Annotated in this window: 22 protein-coding genes; 8 read left to right on the top strand and 14 right to left on the bottom strand. The window is 72.5% G+C overall.

What is annotated here, in order from left to right; translation table 11 throughout:
- Positions 1-11: 11 nt before the first annotated feature.
- The 6 genes from AB0O00_RS04580 to AB0O00_RS04555 all read right to left on the bottom strand — a co-directional run bounded on the left by AB0O00_RS04580 (position 12) and on the right by AB0O00_RS04555 (position 6,006).
- A complete protein-coding gene (locus tag AB0O00_RS04580) occupies positions 12-908 on the bottom strand; it encodes an alpha/beta hydrolase (protein WP_363648622.1) in 897 nt (298 codons plus the stop codon).
- On the bottom strand, positions 905-1,990 hold the full coding sequence (locus AB0O00_RS04575) for a branched-chain amino acid ABC transporter permease (RefSeq protein WP_363648621.1): 1,086 nt from the start codon (positions 1,988-1,990) through the stop codon (positions 905-907). Before AB0O00_RS04575 ends, AB0O00_RS04580 begins: the two co-directional genes overlap by 4 nt.
- A 251-nt stretch (positions 1,991-2,241) precedes the next feature.
- On the bottom strand, positions 2,242-3,108 hold the full coding sequence (locus AB0O00_RS04570; RefSeq protein WP_363648620.1) for a branched-chain amino acid ABC transporter permease: 867 nt from the start codon (positions 3,106-3,108) through the stop codon (positions 2,242-2,244).
- Complete coding sequence (locus AB0O00_RS04565; protein WP_363648619.1) at positions 3,108-3,953, bottom strand: ABC transporter ATP-binding protein; 846 nt, start codon at positions 3,951-3,953, stop codon at positions 3,108-3,110. Before AB0O00_RS04565 ends, AB0O00_RS04570 begins: the two co-directional genes overlap by 1 nt.
- The gene (locus AB0O00_RS04560; RefSeq protein ID WP_363648618.1) at positions 3,950-4,738 is read right to left on the bottom strand and encodes an ABC transporter ATP-binding protein; all 789 of its coding nucleotides are present in this window, start codon (positions 4,736-4,738) and stop codon (positions 3,950-3,952) included. The genes AB0O00_RS04565 and AB0O00_RS04560 overlap by 4 nt, the downstream gene beginning before the upstream one ends.
- A gap of 5 nt (positions 4,739-4,743) precedes the next feature.
- Complete coding sequence (locus AB0O00_RS04555; RefSeq protein WP_363648617.1) at positions 4,744-6,006, bottom strand: substrate-binding domain-containing protein; 1,263 nt, start codon at positions 6,004-6,006, stop codon at positions 4,744-4,746.
- Between the two features lie 320 nt (positions 6,007-6,326).
- Here AB0O00_RS04555 and AB0O00_RS04550 point away from each other — a divergent pair, with 320 nt between their 5' ends.
- From AB0O00_RS04550 to AB0O00_RS04535, 4 genes are all read left to right on the top strand, one after another.
- Positions 6,327-7,148, top strand: a complete 822-nt coding sequence (locus AB0O00_RS04550) for a CoA transferase subunit A (protein WP_363648616.1) — start codon at positions 6,327-6,329, stop codon at positions 7,146-7,148.
- Between the two features lie 4 nt (positions 7,149-7,152).
- Positions 7,153-7,815 (top strand): 3-oxoacid CoA-transferase subunit B, encoded by a 663-nt coding sequence (locus AB0O00_RS04545; protein ID WP_363648615.1) that lies wholly within the window; start codon positions 7,153-7,155, stop codon positions 7,813-7,815.
- 454 nt (positions 7,816-8,269) lie between these two features.
- On the top strand, positions 8,270-10,453 hold the full coding sequence (locus tag AB0O00_RS04540) for a glycosyltransferase family 2 protein (protein WP_363648614.1): 2,184 nt from the start codon (positions 8,270-8,272) through the stop codon (positions 10,451-10,453).
- A gap of 158 nt (positions 10,454-10,611) precedes the next feature.
- The gene (locus AB0O00_RS04535) at positions 10,612-12,471 is read left to right on the top strand and encodes a galactose oxidase-like domain-containing protein (protein WP_363648632.1); all 1,860 of its coding nucleotides are present in this window, start codon (positions 10,612-10,614) and stop codon (positions 12,469-12,471) included.
- A gap of 42 nt (positions 12,472-12,513) precedes the next feature.
- On the opposite strand, the gene AB0O00_RS04530 is transcribed toward AB0O00_RS04535, so the two are convergent.
- The 4 genes from AB0O00_RS04530 to AB0O00_RS04515 form a co-directional block, all read right to left on the bottom strand.
- A complete protein-coding gene (locus AB0O00_RS04530) occupies positions 12,514-13,341 on the bottom strand; it encodes a glycoside hydrolase family 6 protein (protein WP_363648613.1) in 828 nt (275 codons plus the stop codon).
- Between the two features lie 408 nt (positions 13,342-13,749).
- Positions 13,750-14,478, bottom strand: coding sequence for a uracil-DNA glycosylase (locus AB0O00_RS04525; protein ID WP_363648612.1), 729 nt, complete (start codon positions 14,476-14,478; stop codon positions 13,750-13,752).
- A gap of 155 nt (positions 14,479-14,633) precedes the next feature.
- Positions 14,634-15,815 (bottom strand): low temperature requirement protein A, encoded by a 1,182-nt coding sequence (locus AB0O00_RS04520; RefSeq protein WP_363648611.1) that lies wholly within the window; start codon positions 15,813-15,815, stop codon positions 14,634-14,636.
- A gap of 96 nt (positions 15,816-15,911) precedes the next feature.
- Entirely contained in the window at positions 15,912-16,691 is a 780-nt protein-coding gene (locus AB0O00_RS04515; protein ID WP_363606708.1) for an HAD-IIA family hydrolase, read from the bottom strand.
- A 231-nt stretch (positions 16,692-16,922) separates the two neighbouring features.
- Between AB0O00_RS04515 and AB0O00_RS04510 the strand changes: the two genes are divergently transcribed.
- Positions 16,923-17,996 (top strand): Gfo/Idh/MocA family oxidoreductase, encoded by a 1,074-nt coding sequence (locus tag AB0O00_RS04510; protein WP_363648610.1) that lies wholly within the window; start codon positions 16,923-16,925, stop codon positions 17,994-17,996.
- An 84-nt stretch (positions 17,997-18,080) separates the two neighbouring features.
- Here the strand turns inward: AB0O00_RS04510 and AB0O00_RS04505 are convergent, their stop codons facing one another.
- Both AB0O00_RS04505 and AB0O00_RS04500 read right to left on the bottom strand, forming a co-directional pair.
- Positions 18,081-18,503 carry a type II toxin-antitoxin system VapC family toxin gene (locus AB0O00_RS04505; RefSeq protein ID WP_363648609.1) on the bottom strand — a complete coding sequence of 141 codons (423 nt, stop codon included), beginning with the start codon at positions 18,501-18,503 and terminating at the stop codon, positions 18,081-18,083.
- The gene (locus AB0O00_RS04500) at positions 18,496-18,780 is read right to left on the bottom strand and encodes a type II toxin-antitoxin system Phd/YefM family antitoxin (protein WP_363648608.1); all 285 of its coding nucleotides are present in this window, start codon (positions 18,778-18,780) and stop codon (positions 18,496-18,498) included. The genes AB0O00_RS04505 and AB0O00_RS04500 overlap by 8 nt, the downstream gene beginning before the upstream one ends.
- 173 nt (positions 18,781-18,953) lie before the next feature.
- Between AB0O00_RS04500 and AB0O00_RS04495 the strand changes: the two genes are divergently transcribed.
- Both AB0O00_RS04495 and AB0O00_RS04490 read left to right on the top strand, forming a co-directional pair.
- Positions 18,954-19,247, top strand: a complete 294-nt coding sequence (locus AB0O00_RS04495; protein WP_363648607.1) for a DUF6412 domain-containing protein — start codon at positions 18,954-18,956, stop codon at positions 19,245-19,247.
- 163 nt (positions 19,248-19,410) lie between these two features.
- On the top strand, positions 19,411-20,100 hold the full coding sequence (locus AB0O00_RS04490; protein ID WP_363648606.1) for a YidC/Oxa1 family membrane protein insertase: 690 nt from the start codon (positions 19,411-19,413) through the stop codon (positions 20,098-20,100).
- Between the two features lie 18 nt (positions 20,101-20,118).
- Here the strand turns inward: AB0O00_RS04490 and AB0O00_RS04485 are convergent, their stop codons facing one another.
- On the bottom strand, positions 20,119-20,544 hold the full coding sequence (locus AB0O00_RS04485; RefSeq protein ID WP_363648605.1) for a GNAT family N-acetyltransferase: 426 nt from the start codon (positions 20,542-20,544) through the stop codon (positions 20,119-20,121).
- Positions 20,545-20,811: 267 nt separating this feature from the next.
- On the opposite strand from AB0O00_RS04485, the gene AB0O00_RS04480 reads away from it, so the two are divergent.
- The gene (locus AB0O00_RS04480) at positions 20,812-21,579 is read left to right on the top strand and encodes a CDP-alcohol phosphatidyltransferase family protein (RefSeq protein WP_363648604.1); all 768 of its coding nucleotides are present in this window, start codon (positions 20,812-20,814) and stop codon (positions 21,577-21,579) included.
- Positions 21,580-21,652: 73 nt separating this feature from the next.
- Here the strand turns inward: AB0O00_RS04480 and AB0O00_RS04475 are convergent.
- Positions 21,653-21,883, bottom strand: a 231-nt coding sequence (locus AB0O00_RS04475) for an LPXTG cell wall anchor domain-containing protein (protein ID WP_363648603.1), incomplete at its 5' end; no start/stop codon positions are given.

Here is a 21,883-nt window from a genome sequence, read left to right as displayed (position 1 = left end):
GGCGACGGACGCTAGGCGCGCTCGCCGGTCAGGCGGCTCGCGATGGCCCCGGCGCCGTCCGCCGACCAGAGGATCGAGTAGTGGTTGGTGTCCGGTACGGGCGAGGCCGGCACCCGTCCCCGGTCCAGCCCGGACCGGGTGATCCGCTCGGTGTCGTAGAGGCCCTGCGGTTCGTCGAACAGGCCGCGTTCCGCCCACAGCAGTTCGGCCGGACAGGACAGGCGGTGCACGGCGCCGGCCGCGTCGGCGTCCAGCAGCACCTGGGCGCCGTCGGTCTGCACGGCCTCCAGCACGCAGGAGGAGCGCAGTTCGGGCTCGGTGCCGATCAGGTCGCGCTGGGTGTAGGCGTCGATCCCTTCCGACCAGCCGGAGCCGATGGCCGGATGCTTCCGCCAGAACGCCCGGTAGGCGTCCCGGTCCGGAAAGGTCATCGACAGCCGGTCCAGCGCCGGGCCGAGCACGGCGGCGAGAGCGTCCTCCTCGCGGACGCCGGCGGGTAGCGGGAAGGTCAGCGCACCGTCCACGAGCAGGACCCGGCCGACGAGTCGGGGATGCCGCACGGCCGCCAGTGCGGTGACCCAGGCACCCATCGAGTGCCCGACGACGGTGGCCGGCCCGAGCCCGAAGGCCGTGATCAGCGCGGCCACGTCATCGGCGTGACGTGCCAGGCCGTACGGCCCGGCGAGTGTGCGACTGCCGGCGCGACCCCGCAGGTCGGGGGCGAGCAGGGTGACCCGCCCGGCCAGTCGACGGGCGACCTCGTGCCAGGCGAGGCCGTTGGCGGTGATGCCGTGCACCGCCACGACGGTGGGCGCTTGCGGGTTCGCGGCGGGCCAGCGCAGGACGGACAGCTCGCCGCCCGGCACGGGGACGGCCAACTCCTCGGGGTGCAGCGACGACTGGCTCACGCGGGACTACCTCCGGTGGGACGGGCGGTATGGACGCCGCCCGGTGTACGGACCGCACGGGCGGATCGGGCGGCGCGGATACGGGCGGGCAGCCCGGCCAATCCGCCGGGCAACAGGTAGACCACCGCGACGAACAACGCGCCGAGCAGGAAAAGCGGTTGGGAGAGCGGGACGCGCAGGACCGCGGGGAGGTCCGCGATCGTCGCCGAGTTGGCGAGGTCGCCGAGCCGGTGCCCGGCCCAGGTGTAGAGCACACCGCCGAGCAACGGGCCCCAGCGGGTGCCGGATCCGCCGAGGACCACCATGACCAACAGTGCGAGGGTGGCGTCCGAGGTGGTGGCCTGCGGGGTGGCGCCGCCGGTCAGCAGCAGGTAGACCACCCCGCCCGCGCCGGCGAGCCCGCCGGCCAGCACGAAGGCGGCCAACTTGTAGCCGTAGGGCCGCAGTCCGAGCACCTCGACCCGGCGCTCGTTCTCCTTGATGCCCTGCCAGACGCGGCCCGTCGGCGAGTTGACGGCGCGGTGGACGACGGCCAGCGTCAGCACCAGGTAGCCGACGGCGATCCAGTAGAGATTGGCGGTGTTCTCGATCCCGAGGAGGCCGGCGGGCAGGTGGCCGGCCGGCGCGGAGCGGCCCTCCTCACCGCCCGTGATGCCACCGGGGTTGCGCTGGACAAGGATCGAGCCGGCCTGGGCGAAGGCGAGGGTGACCATGGAGAATCCGATGCCGGTGACGCGGAGGCTGACCGAGCCGAGGAGCAGGGCCAGCACGACGCTGCAGGCCACGCCGAACACCGCGGCGGCGGCGAACGGCAGGTCCAGCTCCAGCATTCCGAGGTCGGTGGCGTACAGGCCGGTGGCGAAGTAGAGCGCGTGGCCGAAGGAGAGCAGTCCGGTCCGGCCGAGCAGGAGGTCGTACCCGGTGGCGAGGGCCCCGTAGACCAGGCACAGGGCGATGAGTTGGAGACTTCCCGGGCTGCCGAGCGGGCCGTCGAGCAGTCCCGGGACGGGAAGCGCACTATATGGGGCGACAAGGAGCGAGATCAGCAGAGCGATCGGCCACCAGCGTAGCGCTCTGTGCACCGCTGTCGAGCGATTAGTGACTGAATCACCTGTTCGAGGGATACCGCGCGGCTCGCTCTTGTGGTCGGATGTGGTCACGGCGGGGCCGGTGTCAGTCCCCCCTGCCACAGTGTCGGTGTCGGCGGAGCTGGTGTCAGTCCCCTCTGCTGACATGGTGGTCCCGGCAGGGCTGGTGTCAGTCCCCCCTGGCGGAGTGGCGGCGGTTCGGTCGGTCGTCGGGCCACCGGTGCTCGTGATCGGCGTTTCGGCGTTCACGCGAGCCTCCCGGTGAGTCCACGGGGTCGGACGAGGAGCAGGACGGCGAGCAGGACGACGACGGAGAGGTCGCCGAGCCCCGCCCCGGTGTAGTAGTTGGCGAACTGCTGGACGAGGCCGACGCCCGCCGAGGCGACGGCGGCGCCGGTGACGGAACCCAGGCCGCCCATCACGACGACGACGAACGCGAAGACGAGCAGACCGGTCCCCTGGCCCGGGGTGACCGAGCCGAAGTAGAAACCGCCGAGAGCCCCGCCAAGCGCGGCGGCGGCCCCGCCGATGGCGAAGACGAGGGTGAACGCCCTGCGGACGTCGATGCCGAGCGCCGTGACCATCGCCCGGTCCTCGACGCCGGCCCGGACGATCAGCCCGTACCGGGTGCGGGCGAGGAACAACCGAAGAGCGAGCAACAGCAGCACGGCGGCGGCCACGAGCACGAAGCGGTTGACCGGGACGGTCGCACCGAGCACGTGCCAGGTGCCTGCGAGGACTGCGGGCTGGGGGAAGGGGCGGGCGTCCGCGCCCCACACCCCCATCAGGAGGGCGGGGACGGCGAGCCCGACCCCGACGGTGGCAAGGATCTGGTCCCGCGGCCGGCTGTAGAGCGGCCGGATCAGGGAGAACTCCAGCAGGACGGCGGCAGCCGTCCCGACGAGGGTGCCGAAGGGCACCGCGAGCCAGAAGGAGAGGCCGGCCTCGGTGCCGGCCCACCAGGTGGCGTAGGCGCCGATCGAGAGCAGGGCGCCGTGGGCGAAGTTGAGCACATCCATCAAGCCGAAGATCAACGACAGACCGGAGGCGATCAGGAAGTACAGCGCACCGAGACCGAGTCCAGTACAGGAGAGGAGAACGATGGTGTCCATCAGGGCTTCACCTCCGTGGTGATGGCAGGGATCGCCGGGGCTCCCCGGCGCTGGGTGCCCCCGGCTGGGCCTCCGGGGCCCGGGCCTGCCGGGCCTGGGCCAGCCGGGCCTGGGCTTGCTGCGGCCGGCGGGCGAGTGCCGACGCCGAGCAGGCGACGAGCGGCGTCCTCGTCGGCCAACAGCGCGGCGGTGTCGCCCTGGTGGGCGGTGCGGCCGTCGGCCAGGACGACGCAGGTGCCGGCGAGCCGGCGCACGAGGGCGAGGTTCTGCTCGACCAGGAGGACGGGCACGGCCTCGGCCGCGCGGGCCAGCACGTCGGCCACCTCGGCGACGACCTTGGGGGCCAGGCCCTTGGTGGGCTCGTCGGCGATGATCAGCCGGTTTCGGTTGAGAAGCGTCCGGCCGATCGCCACCATCTGCTGCTGGCCACCGGAGAGGGTCCCGGCCAACTGGTCGGCCCGCTTCCGGAGTTCGGGGAAGAGCTCGTGGACGAGGGCGTAGTCCGGTTCGCCTCCGGTGCCGGCGCGCTCGGCGAGGCGGAGGTTCTCGGCAACCGTCAGGCCGACGAAGATCCCCCGGTCCTCGGGGGCGTAGCCGATGCCGAGGCGAACCACCAGATGCGTCGGCAGGGAGGAGATGTCCCTATCGGAGAAGAGGATGCTGCCCGTTCGGGGCACCAGGCCCATGACGGCCTTGACGGTGGTGGTCTTGCCGGCGCCGTTGCGGCCGAGGAGGGCGGTGACCCCGGCCGGGGCGACGTCGAGGTCGACGCCGTGCAGGATGTGCAGCCCGTTGATGACCACGCGCAGATCGCGGACCGAGAGGAGAGGAGGAGAGTCGGTCACAACGCCTCGCCCAGGTAGGCCTGTTGGACGGTGGGGTCGGCCATCACGGCCTGCGGGGTGTCCAGGGCGAGCAGCGTGCCGTGGTGCATCACCGCGAGGCGGTCGGCGAGGCCGAGCAGGACGTCCATGTGGTGCTCGACCATCAGGACGGTCCGGCCGAGGTCCCGGTGCACCGAGCGGATCAGGGCGGTGAGGGCGGGCACCTCCTCGGCGCTGACGCCGGCCATCGGCTCGTCCAACAGGATCAGCCGGGGGTCGGAGACCAGCAGGACGGCCAGTTCGAGCTTGCGCTTCTCTCCGTGGGAGAGCGCGCCCGCCACGGTGTCGGCCCGGTCGGCGAGTTCGGTGCGCTGGAGGGTCTCGTCCACCTGGTCGGTGAAGCGGTCGGCGCGGCGCCAGAGGCGGCAGGAGGCGGCCGGTCCGGCGGCCGCCTGGGCGGCGAGACGGACGTGGTCGGCGACGGTCATGCCCGGCCAGAGAGAGGAGGTTTGGAAGGTGCGGCCGAGTCCGCGGCGGGCCCGGGCATGCACGGGCTCCGCCGTCACGTCGATGCCGTCGAGGAGAAGGCGGCCGTGGCTCGCCGGGTAGATGCCGGAGATCAAGTTGAACAAGGAGGTCTTGCCGGCGCCGTTGGGGCCGATGAAGGCGATGAACTCGCCCTCGGCGACGGAGAAGGAGACGTCCTCGACGATGGGGACACCGCGGACGGACCAGCCGAGTCCGTCCAGGCACAGAACGGAGGTGGTCGCGGGCAGGGTGGAAGCACGTAGGGCAGCAGCGGGCATCGGGATCAGCCCGCCATCGGGACGACCGGGGGCGCGACCTCGTCCGCGGTGAGGGTCTTCGCCACGGAGGGCTTGGCATCGGCGCCGGTGCCGGTCAGCCGGACCTGGAACATCGGCTGGAGCAGGGCGTGGTCCTCGGCGCGGACGGTGATCCGGCCCTTGACCCCGTCGAAGCTCCAGCCCTCCAGGGCCTTCACCAGGACCGAAGTGTCGTCGGCGGAACCGTGGTTGGCCTCGACGGCGTGGACGAGCATCTGCGCGGCGGTGAAGCCGTCGGGGGTGAAGATGTCGGTCCTGCCGCCGGCGGCCGTGACGGCCTGGTCCATGGCCTTCTCCACCGGGGTGCCCGCGGCGCCGGCGAAGTAGTGGTTCAGAAAGGAGATTCGCTCGCCGGCCGCGCCGAACAGCGGGTAGGAGGCGGCCAGGTCGAGGCCGGTGACGACCTTGGTCCCGGAGAACACGTCCTGCTGGTTGAGCGCCGTCCACAGGGCCGACGCGGTGTCGCCGGCCCAGGCGACGAAGAGCAGGTCGGGCCTGGCGGTCTTGGCCTGGGTGGCGAAGGGGATGAGGTCGGTGGCACTCGGCGGGGCGAGCACCTGCTCGACCGTCGCGCCCTGGGCGCCCAGCACGTCCTTGACGGCGGCCACGTTGGCCTGCCCGAAGGCGTTGTCCTGGGCGAGCACGGTGACCTTGCGGCCCTTGGCGTCGCCGATGAACGAGGCCGCAGTGCGGATGTCCTGGTAGGTCTGGCGGCCGGAGCGGAAGGTGTACTTGTTCAGGCCGGTGACCTTGTCGGCGGCGGCCGGGCCGCTGATGAAGAGCACCTTGTTCTGGGCCGCGATCGGGCCGACCTGGAGGGCGACGCCCGAGGCGGTGGAGCCCACGAGGATCTTGTGCCCCTTGCCGATCAGGTCCTTGGCGGCGGACACCGCCTTGGCCGGGTCACCCGCGTCGTCCTGCTCCTCGACCTCGATCCGGTGTCCGTCGACCGCGCCGTTGCCCTTGGTCGCGTAGTCCAGGCCGGCCTTGAAGCCCTCCAGGTACTGCTTGCCGTAGGCGGCCAGCGGTCCGGTCTTGGAGTACACCAGGCCGACCTTGACCGGGCTCTTCGCACCGCCGCCGTCCGCCGCACCCGTCCCGGCGGTGCCGGCCTTGGCGCAGCCCGCGGCGAGCAGGACGCAGGCCGCGACCGCGGCGAGCCGCCGCGCCGGTCCGCCGGTCGGGGCCCGGCCGGCCGCGGTCCTGGTGGGGGCTGTCGAGCTGCGCATGGTGACCGACTCCTGGGGGGTGCGGCGGGTGGATGCCGGAACCGTAGGTGTGCCGTGGGACCGGCGACATGTGCCCGGAGGACGTATCGACCCGCCGTGATGTGGCTGCGGCCGCCATACCGCCGGGCGTCGTGGGCCGCGCGAGGGCCATGGTGTGCCCTCGCGCCACGGATCCGCGCCCGGGCATGGCGACGGCCGCCATGGTCGCGACCGCGCGGGGCCGGTCACGGTGGTGGAGCCGGCGCTCCTTCACTCACGACCACTCACGACCACTCACGACCACTCACGACCACTCACGACTTCCCTCACGAGGTGATCCCTTGGACAAGGTCCTGGACTCCCCCGCCGATGCGGTCGGGGACATCCCCGACGGTGCGGTGCTGGCCGTCGGCGGCTTCGGCCTGTGCGGCATCCCCAGCACGTTGATCGGCGCCCTGGTGGACGCCGGTCCCACCGGGCTGCGCGTGGTCTCCAACAACTGCGGGGTGGACGACTGGGGGCTGGGCCTGTTGCTGCGGGCGGGCCGGATCGCACGGATGACGTCCTCCTACGTCGGCGAGAACAAGGAGTTCGCCCGGCAGTACCTCAGCGGCGAGCTGGAGGTGGAGCTGACCCCCCAGGGCACGCTCGCCGAACGGCTGCGGGCCGGCGGGTCGGGCATCCCCGCGTTCTACACCCCGGCGGGCGTCGGCACGCAGGTCGAGGAGGGCGGGCTGCCCTGGCGGTACGCGGCGGACGGCACGGTCGCTCTCGCCTCCCCAGCCAAGGAGGTCCGGGAGTTCGGCGGGCGGCGGTACCTGCTGGAGGAGGCGATCACGGCCGACTTCGCGCTCGTCCGGGCCGAGGTGGCGGACCGGCACGGCAACTGCGTCTTCCACGCGGCCGCCCGCAACTTCAACCCGCTCTGCGCGGCGGCGGGGCGGGTCACCCTGGTCGAGGCCGACCGGATCGTCGAGCCGGGCACGCTGGACCCGGACGCCGTGCACCTCCCCGGCGTGTACGTCGACCGAGTGGTGGCCGCGGACCCCACCGATCGCCGCATCGAGCGCCGAACCGTCCGCGCGGCGCCCACCGCCCCTACCACCACCCACATCGCCACCGCCGCCACAGCCACAGCCACACCCACACGAGAGCAGGCCTGAGCCGATGAGCACCGCGACCCCGCTCGATCCCCGGAACGCCCTCGCTGCCCGCGCCGCACGGGAGTTGCGCGACGGACAGTACGTGAACCTGGGCATCGGCCTGCCCACCCTGATCCCCAACCACCTCCCTCCCGGCGTGGAGGTGGTGCTGCACTCGGAGAACGGCATCCTGGGCGTGGGCCCGTACCCGGTCGAGGGCGCCGAGCACGCCGATCTGATCAACGCGGGCAAGGAGACCGTGACGGTCGCCGCCGGAGCCTCGTACTTCGATTCGGCCTTCTCCTTCGGCATGATCCGGGCCGGTCGGATCGACGTCTCGGTGCTCGGCGCGATGCAGGTGTCGGCGGCCGGCGACCTCGCCAACTGGATGATCCCCGGGAAGATGGTCAAGGGCATGGGCGGTGCGATGGACCTCGTGCACGGGGCCCGGCGGCTGATCGTCGTCATGGAGCACACGGCCAAGGACGGCTCGCCGAAGATCGTCGAGGAGCTCACGCTACCCGCCACCGGCCGGGGAGTCGTGGACAGGATCGTCACCGACCTGGCGGTCCTGGACGTGACGCCGGAGGGGCTGCGCCTCGTGGAGACGGCACCCGGGAAGACCCTCGCGGAGGTACGCTCCGCGACGGGAGCGCCATTGCTGACGAACCATCAAGTTGCTTGCTGACCAACGGAGATGGTGAATGGCGGGCATCGTCCCGAGGTCCGCCATTCGTCCATCCATTCGATGCCCCGGGGGCGCGATGTGCCGGACGCGTTAAATCCGCGTCAATACCACCCTCGCATGCCGATTTGGCTTGGAACCGTAGTATCTTCACGCTTGCACGCTGATCATTCCTCGGATCGGTTGCGATCACCGTGACCCTCCGGGAGAGTTGAGCACGCCAAGGATCCCGCGCACCCGGAGGGGAAGCTGGGAAGTGCTCCGGGATCCCGCATTCGAAGCCGGTCGCGCAGTTACACGCCTTGTAGTCACACAATAGAATTGATTGCTCACGGTTTATGTGACGAATAGCCCGGAAACTGCCTGAACCACCGCAGTTCACCGGGCGGTGTTCTGCCCCGGGCGGCTCCGAAGCGGCGGCGTAGCCAGTCGACGCACCACTCCGGGGGGAGCACCCATGACCTTGCCGTTCTCGCGGCGGAACAACGCCCAGACGGCCGACGGCAACAGCAACGACGGCGGCAGCAGCACACGGATCGACGATGCCTTGGCCGACGTCCCGGTCCCCGAAGCCCCGTACGACTACGCCCACTTCAGCCGACTCGCCGGCCCTGCCCTCGACCCCGGCGACGGGGTCTACGAAACCGACGCCTGGACCGACACCCGAATACACCCCAAGCCCGGCACCGGCCCCGAGCCCGCCCCGGAGCCCGGCACCAACCCCGAGCCAAACCCGGAGCCCGGCACCAGCACCAGCACCAGCACCGGCATCGGCAGCAAGACCACGGGCAAACCGAGCGCCGGCGCCGAGCCGTACCGCGTCCAGTACCGCAGCCTGCTGCGCCGCGAGCCGCACCGGATCCGCGCCGCCCTGCTGCTGATGGCCGCCCCGCTGGTGGAAGCGGTGCTGCTGGTCTGGCTGTTACTTCCGGAGCACTGGCCCGAGCGCCCCGGCGAGACGGACGCGTGGCTGCTGACCGCCGACAAGGTGATGATCGGGATCATCGCCGTCGTCGAGGTGTTCCGGCTGGTCAACGTCGTCTCCAACGCCCACGCCACCCTCGTCGCCCGCGACCCCGTCCCGGTCACGCCCGAGCGCGGCACCCGGGTCGCCTTCCTCACCACCTGTGTGCCGGGCAAGGAGCCCCCGGAGATGGTCCGGGCCACGCTCACCGCCGCGGTCGCCGTGCGGCACGAAGGCCCTTACGACGTCTGGCTGTTGGACGAGGGAAACGATCCTGCGATGCGCGCGCTCTGCGCCGAGCTGGGCGTCCGCCACTTCAGCCGCTTCGGCCGGCCGCACTGGAACCGGCCCGAGGGCCGTTTTCGCGCCAAGACCAAGCACGGCAACTACAACGCCTGGCTCCAGGCGCACGGCGACGACTACGACTTCTGGGTGTCGGTCGACACCGACCACGTCCCGCTGCCGGACTTCTGCGAGCGCATGCTCGGCTACTTCCGCGACCCCGACGTGGCATTCGTCGTCGGCCCCCAGGTGTACGGGAACTACCGCAGCTCGGGCTCGTCGGTCACCAAATTCTCCGAGAGCCAGCAGTACCTCTTCCACGCGCTGATCCAGCGCGCCGGAAACCGCTACGGCGCACCGATGTTCGTCGGCACGAACAACGCCGTGCGAATCGGCGCACTCCAGTCGATCGGCGGGTTGTACGACTCCATCACGGAGGATATGGCAACGGGCCTGGAGTTCCACCGCAGCCGGAACCCCGAGACCGGCGCGCGCTGGAAGTCCGTCTACACGCCGGACGTCCTGGCGGTCGGCGAAGGCCCTTCCTCCTGGACCGACTTCTTCTCCCAGCAACTCCGCTGGAGCCGCGGGACGTACGAGACCCTCCTCACCCAGTACTGGCGGGTGATGTGGAAGCTCTCCCCCGGGCGGCTGCTCAACTACTCCCTGATGGTGTGCTTCTACCCGATGGCGGCGCTGACCTGGCTGCTCGGGGCGGTCTCCAGCGTGCTCTACCTCGTCTTCGGGGCGTCCGGCGTCCACGTCTCCTCGGAGATCTGGATGATGCTCTACAGCGACGCCGCCGCGCTCCAGCTCCTCCTCTACACCTGGAACCGCAAGCACAACGTGAGCCCGCACGAGCCGGCCGGCTCCTCCGGGGTCGCGGGCATGGTGATGTCGGCGCTCTCCGGGCCGGTCTACGCGGCCTCGCTGGTCCAGGCCGTGCTTCGGCTGCGCAGCCGCTTCGTCGTCACGCCGAAGGGCGGCTCGGCCAGCCCGGACCGGCTCTCCACCTTCCGGCTGCACCTGTTCTGGACGGTGGTGTTCGCGGCCGCCATCGTCACGTCCTTCTTCACCGGCCACGACCACGCGGCGATGCGCACCTGGGCGTTCATCGCCCTCGTCCTGACGATGCTGCCGCTGCTGGTGACCGTCGCCGACACCGTCCGCCGCCGGCGGGCCAGGCCCACGGCCACGCTCACCGTGACCGGGGGCGGCCCCTCGGCCACCGCCGTCCGGGTGGACCAGCCCACCGTCCAGCTGCGGCGGCCGGTCCTGCTCGACCCCGCCGCGCTCGACCGGGAGTCGCAGGACCACTCGGGGCTCGACCAGCCCACGCTCGAACTCAGGAGGCCGCCGCAGCCCCGGCAGGCCGAGCCCTCCTCCACCCATTGAGCAACACCCGCCGAGCAACCACCCGCTGAGCAAGCACTCGTCGAGCCAGCCACTCGTCGAGCCGGCCCACGAGGGGACCCATCATCGTGAAGATCCACAACGCCGGCCGGACCAAGCGGTTCGCCCTCGGCAGCACGGTCGCCCTGACCGTGGCCGGGATGAACGCGCCGGCCGTCCTCGGCTTCGCCTCCGACCAGTACCACCAGTACGTGATCAACCGCCCCGAGTACAAGGCGGAGCACGGCCACTGGCAGACCCTCACGCTGCCCGCCGAGTTCCGGGTCAACGCCGTCCACGCCACGCTCCTGCGCACCGGCAAGGTCCTGATCGTGGCCGGCTCCGGCAACGACGAGAAGGCCTTCGACGCGGGCACGTTCAAGAGCCTCCTGTGGGACCCGGCGAAGAACACGTACAAGCTCGTACCCACCCCGGACGACATGTTCTGCGGCGGCCACACCTCGCTGCCCGACGGCCGGCTGCTGGTCGCCGGCGGCACCCAGCGCTACGAGAAGCTCGACGGCGCCGTGAAGAAGGCCGCCGGCACCATGCGCGTGCGCAACGAGAGCCCCGAGCGCGCCCGCACGTTCCCCAAGGGCACCGTGTTCGTCGCCCCGAACGGCCGCGAGTACGCCTCCACCGCCGACGTGACCGTCCCGGCCGCGGTGAAGACCGGCTCGGGCACCGGGACCGTCGTGACGGCCAGCGAGCAGCACGTGTTCGTCGAGGCCGTCGGGGAGGGCAAGGACTTCGTCACCGACGCCCGGGCACAGTACCGGATCAAGGGCCTGACCGGCGTCGACGCCCACAACCTGTACGGCATGAACGACAAGATGACTTTGGAGAAGCAGGAATACCAGGGCATCCGAGCGGCGTTCGAGTTCAATCCGGACACCGAACTGTACGAGCAGGTCACCGACATGACCCACGCCCGGTGGTACCCGACCCTCACCGGGCTCGGCGACGGCCGGGTGGTCACCGTGTCCGGCCTCGACGACTCCGGCCAGATCCTCAACGGCAACGACAACGAGATCTACGACCCCAAGGCCAAGACCTGGGCCAAGGCCCCCGACCGCTACTTCCCCACCTACCCGTCGCTCTTCCTGACCGCCTCCGGCAAGCTCTTCTACTCCGGTTCCAACGCCGGCTACGGCCCCGCCGACAAGGGCCGCGAGCCGGGCCTGTGGGACCTGGCGAACAACAGCTTCCAGCCCGTCCCGGGCCTGCGCGATCCCGACCTCACCGAGACCTCCTCCTCGGTGCTGCTGCCGCCCGCGCAGGCGCAGAAGGTCATGGTGCTCGGCGGCGGGGGCGTCGGCGAATCACCGCTGTCCAGCGCCCGTACGGACATCGCCGACCTCTCCGCCCCGAAGCCCGCCTTCACCCCGGGCCCGGACCTGCCCGCCGGCGGCACCCGGTACCTCAACAGCGTGATCCTGCCGGACGACACCGTCTTCACCACCGGCGGCTCCAGCGGCTACCGCGGCAAGAGCGGTAGCGACCTGCTCAAGGCGCAGGTCTACCACCCCGGCACCAACACCTTCACCGCGGCCGCCGAGCCGACCGTCGGCCGCGACTACCACTCCGAGGCCCTGCTGCTGCCCGACGGCCGGGTCGCCGTGCTCGGCTCCAACCCGCTCTTCGCCGACGACGCCAACACCACGCCCGGCGGCTTCGAGCAGCGGATCGAGCTCTACACCCCGGCGTACCTGTACCACGGCGACCGCCCGCAGGTCACCGCCGCGCCCGAGAGTGCCAAGCTCGGCAGCACCGTCACCGTCGGCGCGGCGCGGCCGGACGCCGTCGCCACGGCCAAGCTGATCCGGCCCAGTTCGGTCACCCACGTGACGGACGTGGAGCAGCGCTCGGTGGCCCTGGACATCACCGGGCGCACGGCGGACGGCGTCACGCTCACCCTGCCGGGCAACGCCAACCTGCTGCCGCCCGGCTGGTACATGCTGTTCCTGACGGACGCCGCCGGCACCCCGTCCGTCGCGCGCTGGATCCAGGTGACGGGCTGACGGACCAACAGGACATACGGGAAGGCGGCCCGAAAACGGGGGTCAGCGGGCCGCCTTCGCCAGCCCCAGCGCGTACGGCAGCCAGAACTCGCCCGCCCGGGGCTCGCCGCGGCCGCACTCGCCGTCGGACTCCCCCGGGTTCTTGATCCACAGGTAGGCGTCCACCCCGGGCCGGCCGGTCTCGGCGGTCGGCGGCTCGCCGAGCGCGCGGCCGGGCGGGTTGCACCAGGAGTCGGCGCCCAGCGGGCCGTTGCCGTTGCGGCTGGTGTCGATAACGAAGTGCTTCCCGCCCAGCGCGGCCGACAGCTGCCCGCCGTACGCCGCGTCGCGGTCGGTGCCGTAGAAGTTGGAGACGTTCACCGCGAAGCCGTCCGCGGCGGCGATCCCGGACTTGCGCAGGGCGTCGGCCATCGCCGAAGGGTCCTGCGACCAGCCCGGATTGCCCGCGTCCAGGTAGACCCGCACCTGCGGACGCTTCTTCAACTCCTGGACGGCGAAGGCGAGCAGGCCGTACCGCTCAGCGGCGAGGTCGCCTTTCACGCCGCACGTGTCCAGGGTGTGGGCCACGGCGTCCGGCTCCACGACCACCCACGCCTTGCGGTCGCCGATCGCCTCCGCGATGCCGCTGATCCAGGCCCGGTAGGACGCGACGTCGGCGGCACCGCCGGCCGAGTACTGGCCGCAGTCGCGGTGCGGGATGTTGTAGGCGACGAAGACCGGCGTCCGGTCGGCCTCGGCCGCGCGGCGGCTCACCTGCTCGACGATGCTCCGGGCGTTCTGCTCGCCGAGCCACTGCGAGGACGGCTGCGCGGCGATCCGCAGCAGGTCCGCCGCCTCCGCCGTCCGGCCCTGGCCGCGCAGGGCGGCCAACTGGCGGGCTGCGGAGGTCTGGTCGGAGACGTAGAACGCCTGGTTCGGGAGCTGGGCGAGACCGCCGTCGGCTTGCCCGGACGTCGGCGCGGGCGCTGGTGCGGACGTCTGCGCGGCGGAGTTCGGTGGCGCCCCCGAAGCCTCCGGACCGCCCCCCGGTCCCGACCCGCCGCAGCCCGCCGCACCCGCCAACAAGCCCGTCAGAGCCGCCCCCACGGCCCACCGGACACCCGATATCCGCCCAACCCGGCGCACGTACGCCCCTCCCCAGGCCGGGTCCGGCGACCCGGTCGGGCACCAGCTAAGCACACCGGCCGCAGCCCGGTGGCCACCCGCGGTGAACGGCGGATGGCCACGAACGGACGGGTCCCGGGCCCGTCCGCCCGGCCGGCCGGTGTGCCGGCCGGATCAGTCCTTCGGGAGGTTCGGGATCCGCCAGTCGATGGCGTCGGCGCCGAACTCGTCCAGCGCGGCGTTGATCTGCGAGAACGGACGGCTGCCGAAGAACAGCTTGGCGGACAGCGGGGACGGGTGCGCGCCCTGCACCACCACGTGCTTGGTGGTGTCGATGAGCGGCAGCTTCTTCTTCGCGTAGTTGCCCCACAGCACGAAGACCACCGGCTCCTCGCGCTCGCTCACCGCCTTGATCACCGCGTCGGTGAACTTCTCCCAGCCCTTCGCCTTGTGCGAGTTGGCCTCGTGGGCGCGGACCGTGAGCACCGCGTTGAGCAGCAGCACGCCCTGCTCGGCCCAGTGCATCAAGTAGCCGTTGTCCGGGGCGGGGATGCCGAGGTCGGCGTCCAACTCCTTGAAGATGTTCCGCAGCGACGGCGGCGTCTTGGTGCCCGGCAGCACCGAGAAGCTCATGCCGTGGGCCTGGCCGTCGTCGTGGTACGGGTCCTGGCCGAGCACGAGCACCCGGACCTTCTCGTACGGCGTGGCCTCCAGCGCGGCGAACTCCTGGCCGCTCGGCGGGAACACCTGGTGCTCCGCCCGCTGGGCCGCCACGAAGGCCGCCAGCTCGGCGAAGTACGGCTTCTCCGTCTCGGCGCCCAGCACCTCGCGCCAGGACCCGGGCAGCTCCAGCCCACCGCCCGCGCCGGCCTCGACCGCGCTCGCCTCGACCGTGTCCGTCACGACATCTACCTCCCACACAGCGGCCGTTCGGCCGCACGCCCTCTTGCACCCCGAACGCTACACAGGCCCACCGACAGATCGCTCCACCGGAGCGGGGGTGGGGGGTGTGGAGGGTGGTGGGGAGGGGTGTGGATGGGGGGGAGGAAAACGGCCGATCACTCCGCAGGAGCGGGGGCGGAGGGTGTAGAGGGGGCGGAGATGGCGGTCGGTGAGGATTCCGGGTCCCCGGCGGAGGTGCGTTCGACGAGGAAGTGTTCCACCACGTTGAGCGCCACCAGCAGCACGGCCAGTGTCGTCAGCACCGCCAGCGCGGGCAGGTTGATCATTGCGGGCAGCAGCATCAGCGTCAGCAGCGCCGCGACGAGGCGCGTGGTCGCCACCTTGCGGAACATCATCCACCGGGTGTAGCCGAAGGTGAGCAGGTAGAGCCCGCAGCCGCCGTACAGCAGCGCCACCGCGCCGGGGCCGAGCGCGCGCCACGGGTCCGCGACCGTCTCCCCGAAGCCGACCGCGACGCCGATCACGCCGGCGACCAGCGCCAGGTGCCCGTACTGGAAGATCCGGCGGACGACGTCCCGGCGCGAGTCGCTGACCTCGACGGCGTGCCGCATCGCGTCCGCCGCGTAGACGAAGTACTGCCACCACAGGCCCGCCGAGATGGTGAACGCGGCGGCGACGGCCGTGAGTTCGGCCGCGTCGAGGCGGGCCCGGGCGGCCGTCGCGCCGATTCCGACGATCGACTCGCCGAGCGCGACCAGCAGGAAGGTCGCGAACCGCTCCGGCATGTGCGTCGGGTGGTACGCCACGGCCGCGAGCCGCCGCCGGAACAGCACGGGTGCGGCAAGGTCGCACGCCGCCGCCACGGCCCACAGCGCGAGCCGCGGCCCGTCCGGCAGCAGTCCGCCGAGCACCAGGAGCGGCCCGCTGACCAGCACCCCGACCCCGTACGGGCCCCGCCAGACGCCCGGGATGCGGACCAGCAGGGCCAGCAGCACCAGCCGCGCGAGCCAGTACCCGGCGCCGAGCAGCACGCCCCGCCCGCCCCACGCGCCCGGCACGGCGAGCGCCATGAACAGGCCCGCCAGAGCGAGCAGCAGGATGCCGATGCGGTCCCGCAGGTTGTCCACGTCCCGGATGTTGGCCTGCACCGTGGTGCCGACCCAGCACCAGTACACCGGCACGAACACGACGAGCGCCTCGGCGACGCCCCGCCAGTCGTGGTGGTGGTGCAGCAAGCCGGAGACCTGCGTGATCGCGAAGACGAAGACCAGGTCGAAGTAGAGCTCGGCCCAGGTGACCCGCTTCTCCCCGACCGCCGGCTCCCCCGTGGTGACCATCCGTCCGTTCCTCCCCACACGTACGAGTTCCGCGCAGCAAAAGGGCCCCGCCCCGGCCGCTGGCCGGAGACGGAGCCCGATTCGGCACCGCGAACGCTAGACCAGCTCGACCAGGTCCGCGATGGAGTTGACCACCCGGGTCGGCCGGTACGGGAAGCGCTCCACGTCGGCCGCGGCGGTCAGGCCGGTGAGCACCAGGATGGTCTCCATGCCCGCCTCCATGCCGGCGACGATGTCGGTGTCCATCCGGTCGCCGATCATGACGGCGGTCTCGGAGTGGGCGCCCGCGGTGTTCAGCGCCTCGCGCATCATCAGCGGGTTGGGCTTGCCGACGAAGTACGGCTCGACGCCGGTGGCCTTGGTGATCAGCGCGGCGACCGAGCCGGTGGCCGGCAGCACGCCCTCGGTGGACGGGCCGGTCTCGTCGGGGTTGGTGCAGATGAACCGGGCGCCCTGGTTGATCAGGCGGATCGCCTTGGTCAGCGCCTCGAAGCTGTAGGTGCGGGTCTCGCCGAGGACGACGTAGTCCGGGTTGTTGTCGGTCAGCACGTAACCGGCCTGGTACAGCGCGGTGGTGAGGCCCGCCTCGCCGATCACGTACGCGGTGCCGCCGGGCCGCTGGCCCTTCAGGAACTTGGCGGTGGCCAGGGCCGACGTCCAGATGCACTCCTCCGGGACCTCCAGGCCCATGCCGGCCAGGCGGGCGCTGAGGTCGCGCGGGGTGTAGATGGAGTTGTTGGTGAGGACCAGGAACGGCTTGCCGGATTCCCGCAGCCGGCGCAGGAACTCCTCCGCGCCGGGGATCGGCGTGCCCTCGTGGATGAGGACGCCGTCCATGTCGGTCAGCCAGGACTCGATGGGCTTGCGGTCTGCCACGTGCGTGTCTCCCGAAGTGTTGCAACGTCTTGCGAAGGCCCTGACGCGGCACAGCCTAATCGGCGCGTCCGAACGACGGCAGCACGGTCCGTTCACCGGAACGGGACGGGCGGGCACGGTCCTCGCACGGGCGGTACGGTGCGGCCCGCGCCCCAACCGAACGTCCTGGCCGAGCACCCCGGCCGTCCGCGGCTGCCGGGCTCCCCGCAACGGCCGTGATTGAGTGGACGCATGAGCCCCGAGACCCCCCGCCCGTTCCGCGTCGGCCTGATCGGCTACGGCCTGGCCGGTTCCGCCTTCCACGCCCCGCTCATCGCCACCACCCCCGGGCTGCGCCTGGACGCCGTGGTCACCGCCAACCCGGAGCGCCGCGCGCAGCTGCAGCGCGAGCACCCCGGCGCCCGCGCGGTCGACACGCCCGAGCAGCTGCTCGCCGACCCGGACGCGCTCGACCTGGTCGTCATCGCCTCGCCCAACCGCACCCACGTGCCGCTCGCCCGCGCCGCCCTGCGCGCCGGGCTGGCCACCGTCGTCGACAAGCCGCTGGCCGGCACCGCCGCCGAGGCACTGGAGCTGTGCCGGCTGGCGGAGTCGCGGAACGTCCTGCTCTCGGTCTTCCAGAACCGGCGCTGGGACGGCGACTTCCTGACCGCCTCCCGCCTCGTCCGGGGCGGCGCGCTGGGGCGGGTGCACCGGTTCGAGTCCCGGTTCGAACGGTTCCGGCCGAAGCCCAAGCCGGGCTGGCGCGAGCTCGCCGACCCGGCCGAGGCCGGCGGCACCCTGTACGACCTGGGCAGCCACCTCGCCGACCAGGCGCTCACGCTGTTCGGGCCGGTCGAGACGGTGTACGCGGAGATCGACGTCCGCCGGGACGGCGCGGTCGTGGACGACGACGCGTTCCTCGCCCTCACCCACGCCTCCGGCACCCGCTCCCACCTGTGGACGAGCGCCCTCACCCCGCTGCTCGGGCCCCGGCTGCGGGTGCTCGGCGACGCCGCCGGCTACGTCAAGTCCGGCATGGACCCGCAGGAGGCCGACCTCCGCTCCGGACTCCGCCCCGACGGCACCCACCCGTGGGGCGCCGACCAGCCCGCGCACTACGGCACCCTGGGCACCGACGATTCCCCGATCTCGCTCCCCACGGACGCGGGCGACTACCCCGCGTACTACGCCGGCATCGCCGCCGCCCTGGCCGACCCGGGCACCCCGGCCCCGGTGGACCCGCACGACGCCGTCGCCACGCTCACCGTCCTGGAGGCGGCCCGCACCTCGGCCGCCACGGGCACGACGGTCCGCCTGGGCTGACGTGCGGGGGCCGGCGTGTGCGTGCGGGGGCCGACGTGTGCCGGCGGGTGCCTGCGGAGGGGGGTCGGCCAGGGCCGGCCCCCGTCACACGCCGATGATCTCCACGGCCGACCCCAGGCCGCGGAAGTCGGCCACGTTGCGGGTGTAGAGCGGCAGGCCGTGGGCGGACGCGACGGCGGCGATCATCAGGTCGATCCGGCGGGGCCGGGGCTGGCGGCCTGCCGCGATGGTGAGGGTGACGAGGGTGCCGTAGCGGGCGGCGGCCGCGGCGTCGAAGGGCAGCGGGTCGAAGTCGGCCATCGCGGCGCCGAGCACCTCCAGCCGGGCCGCCCGGCTGACCGGGTCGCGGGCCATCGACACGCCCTGCTGGAGCTCGGCGAAGGTGATCGCGGTCAGCTCCGGCACGGCCGGCAAGTCGGCCGGGTTGAGGAGCGCGAGGTCGATGTAGACGCACGTGTCCAGGACACCGGCGGGACGGCGCCGGGAGGCCCGCCGCCGCTCAGCCACGCCGACGCTCGAACGGGTCGTCTCCCTCGTCGCCCACCAGCTCCTCGGGGCCGAAGTCCTCCTCGGCCTCCTTGCGCATCTGCTGGTAGTCCACGCGCGGCAGCTTCACGTGCCGCGCGACCAGCTCCTCCGCCGTGAGCCGGCGCCGGCTCGACACCGGCCGCAGCTCGGCGACCTCGACCCCGTTCCTGGTGATGTGGAAGGTCTCGCCCGCCTCGACGGCGTCCATCACCGCGGCGGAGTTGTTCCGGAACTCCCGCTGGGTAATCGTCTTCACGCTTCCAAGGTAGCCCCGTGTAGCACGGCTGGCTACACCTCTTGCCGCACCTCGGCCGCCGGTCCTCGCCGGGCATCCACCCGGGTATCTCGTGTACGCCGGAACCCCGGACGTCGTACGATCGTCCTCACTGTCCTGCGGGTCCGTCAGGTGCCGAGCGAAGGGAGCACGCCGTGACCGTGATCGCGATGCTGCTCGGCCTGCTCCGGGTGCTGACCGGCGAGGTGCTCACCGAGGGCGGATCGCTCGCCTCGGTGGCGACCGTCGCCGCCGTGGTGCTGCTGGCCGGTGCCGTCGCGGGCACGCTGGCCGGTGCCCGGCTGCTGGGGGCACGAGCTCCCGCCGCCGTCCGCAACGGCGTGCTTCGGCGCCGCGCGTTCCGCACGGCCTTCCTGTCCCAGCGCGATCCGGACGCCCGGGGCCGGCGACGCCCCAGGGCACCCGGCGCGGCCCCGGCGGCCGCGTAGCACCCGGGTCCGTCCGGCTCGGTTCCCAGCCCGGTTCCCCGGTGGGGTCTCCCCACCCGGCTTCCCGCTGGTTCCCCAGCCCGGTTCCCGCATTCCCGCCGTTCCCCGCGGCCGTCCTCCGCCGATCATCCATGCCATGAGACCCCGGAGGGCTCGCTCGACCATGTCCGTTCTCGCCGTTCTCGACCCGGCCGTCGCCGTCGCCCACACGATCGTCGCCGGGCTCGCCCACGTCGTCCCGACCGCGCTCGCGATCGTCCTGTTCACCGTCGCCGTCCGCCTCGCCCTGCACCCGCTGGCGCGGGCCGCGGCCCGCGGGGAGAAGGACCGCGCCCGGCTCGCGCCGAAGATCGCCGAGCTGAACCGCAAGCACAAGAACCGCCCGGAGAAGCTCCGCGAGGCGATGGCGGACCTGCACCAGAAGGAGCAGGTCTCGCCGCTGGCGGGCTGCCTGCCGGCCCTCGTACAGATCCCGTTCTTCTCGGTGATGTACCGCCTGTTCACGACCTCCGGCGACCTCCAGGGCCACACCCTGTTCGGCGCCCCGCTCGGCCTGCACGTCGCGAACGCCCACGGCGCCGGGCAGCTGGCGGTGTTCGGCGCGCTGTACGCCGCGCTCGCGGCCGTCGGGTACGTGAACTTCCGCCGGGCCCGTCGCGCGACGGCGGCGCAGCCGACCGCCCAGCCGGGGGCCGCGTTCCTGCCGTACCTGTCGTTCGGGACGGTCCTGTTCGCGGCGCTGGTCCCGCTGGCGGCGGCGCTGTACCTGGTGACGTCGGGGGTATGGACGGCGGCCGAGCGGGCGCTGCTGCACCGGGGCGGCGCTCCGGTGCCGAGCCTCGCGGTGGTGTGAGGCCGCCCGCCTGCGCTGTCAGTCTCCGGGGCGCGTGAAGTCCCACGCGTACACCACCTGCCGCGGCTCCGGGTCTCCCCCGGCCGCGCGGTAGGTGGCCCGGGCGGCGGGGTTGTCCTCGCCGGTGACGGTCCACATCGCGTGGCAGCCGCGGTCGCGGGCGAGTCCGGCGAGCGCGGCGGTCAGGGCGCGGCCGATGCCGCGGCCCCGGTACGGTTCGTCGACGCCGAGCTCGTAGAGGAACAGTTCGGTGCCCTTGTCGGGGTGGGTGGTCTCGACGCCGGTGACCAGGCCGGCCGGCGTGCCGTCGTCGGCGTAGGCGATCAGCAGGTGGTGGCGGTCGTCGGCGAGGAAGCGGGCGGTGGCGTCGGGGAGCGGGGGCGCGTCGAAGAGGTGCGCGGCGGCGTGGACGTCGGCGGGTTCGGTGATGCGTCGGATTTCCATGCGGTCTCCATTCCCGTACGGCTTCCATTCCCGTACGGCTTCGGTTCCCGTACGGCTCCCGTTCCCGTACGGCTTCCGTTCCCGTACGGCTTCCGTTCCCGCCGGCCGCACCGGTCTCCCCACCGGATCTCCACCATCCCGACGCCCGGGGCCCGCCGTCCGTGCGCGGGCGGGGTCCCGGCAGGTTCTACCCTGTGGTGGATCGTTCGATGATCGTTTCGGTACGGACGTCCGGCGGGTCGCGCCGGACCGGTGGAGGGATTCGTCATGGTGGCTGCTCCGGCGCTTTCGGAGCTGCGCGAGGTGTGCCAGCCGCAGGCCAAGCTGCAGAGTCGCAACGGTGAGCACTGGGCGGGCCGGCTGTACATGCGCCGCCTCTCGTTGCGCACGACCCGGCAGCTGGTGCGCACCTCGGTGTCGCCGAACACCCTCACCTGGGTCATGGTGGTCTGCGGCGTCGGCGGCGGGGCGGCCCTGCTGATCCCCGGTGTGACGGGGGCCGTGCTGGCGGTGGTCCTGTTCCAGCTGTTCCTGCTGTTCGACTGCGTGGACGGCGAAGTGGCGCGCTGGAAGCGCCAGTTCAGCATGGCTGGGGTCTACGTCGACCGCCTCGGCGCCTACCTGGCGGACGCCGCGCTGATGATCGGCGCGGGCGTGCGGGCGGCCCGGGGCGGGTCGGAGCTGTGGGTGTCGGCCGGACTGGCGGCGGCGCTCGGCGTGGTGCTGCTGAAGGCGTCGACGGACCTGGTGGACGTCGCCCGCGCCCGCAGCGGCATGGCCCCGGCCGACGAGGAGTCGACCCAGCCGCGCTCCCAGGGCATCGCGACGGCCCGCCGGCTCGCGTCGGTACTGAAGATCCACCGCGTGACGAACGGCATCGAGGCCTCGCTGGTCCTGCTCGCGGCGGCCGTCGCGGACGCGGCGGTGGGCGGCCTCACGCCGACCCGGGCCGCGCTCGCCGGGATCACGGTCATCACGTGGGGCATGGTGGTGGCGCACCTGGCGTCGATCCTGTCGTCGTCGCGTCTGCGCTGAGGCGGCACCGAGCTGATGGAGCCCGTCACCTGGAGAGGGTGACGGGCTCCTTCACGTGCGCTCACCGGTGCGGTCAGGCCCGGCCCAGCACGCGGCGCAGCCAGAGGGCGCCGACCCCGAGGGCCGTCAGGGCGAGGCCGCCGCCGACGAGGCCGGCGGTGTGGTCGGCGCCGGTGGAGGCGAGCTGGGCGGACGTGGGCGCGGCGGGCTGCGCGGCATCGGCCAGGGCGGGCTGCGGCGCGGGGGCTTGCGGCGCAGGCGTGGTGGACGGGGACGCCGCCGCGGCCGGGGCGCTCGGGGTGCC

The sequence above is a fragment of the Kitasatospora sp. NPDC093558 genome (assembly GCF_040683475.1).
In the GTDB taxonomy this organism is placed as follows: domain Bacteria; phylum Actinomycetota; class Actinomycetes; order Streptomycetales; family Streptomycetaceae; genus Kitasatospora.
This window is presented reverse-complemented; position numbering and strand designations above follow the sequence as displayed.

Bases quoted from the DNA above. Each gene is read 5' to 3' on its own strand.
- AB0O00_RS04545 (WP_363648615.1), top strand. From the start codon at position 7,153: ATGAGCACCGCGACCCCGCTCGATCCCCGGAACGCCCTCGCTGCCCGC.
- AB0O00_RS04485 (WP_363648605.1), bottom strand. From the start codon at position 20,544: ATGGAAATCCGACGCATCACCGAACCCGCCGACGTCCACGCCGCCGCG.
- AB0O00_RS04520 (WP_363648611.1), bottom strand. From the start codon at position 15,815: ATGGTCACCACGGGGGAGCCGGCGGTCGGGGAGAAGCGGGTCACCTGG.
- AB0O00_RS04570 (WP_363648620.1), bottom strand. From the start codon at position 3,108: ATGGACACCATCGTTCTCCTCTCCTGTACTGGACTCGGTCTCGGTGCG.
- AB0O00_RS04510 (WP_363648610.1), top strand. From the start codon at position 16,923: ATGAGCCCCGAGACCCCCCGCCCGTTCCGCGTCGGCCTGATCGGCTAC.
- AB0O00_RS04560 (WP_363648618.1), bottom strand. From the start codon at position 4,738: ATGCCCGCTGCTGCCCTACGTGCTTCCACCCTGCCCGCGACCACCTCC.
- AB0O00_RS04540 (WP_363648614.1), top strand. From the start codon at position 8,270: ATGACCTTGCCGTTCTCGCGGCGGAACAACGCCCAGACGGCCGACGGC.
- AB0O00_RS04535 (WP_363648632.1), top strand. From the start codon at position 10,612: ATGAACGCGCCGGCCGTCCTCGGCTTCGCCTCCGACCAGTACCACCAG.
- AB0O00_RS04490 (WP_363648606.1), top strand. From the start codon at position 19,411: ATGTCCGTTCTCGCCGTTCTCGACCCGGCCGTCGCCGTCGCCCACACG.
- AB0O00_RS04480 (WP_363648604.1), top strand. From the start codon at position 20,812: ATGGTGGCTGCTCCGGCGCTTTCGGAGCTGCGCGAGGTGTGCCAGCCG.
- AB0O00_RS04555 (WP_363648617.1), bottom strand. From the start codon at position 6,006: ATGCGCAGCTCGACAGCCCCCACCAGGACCGCGGCCGGCCGGGCCCCG.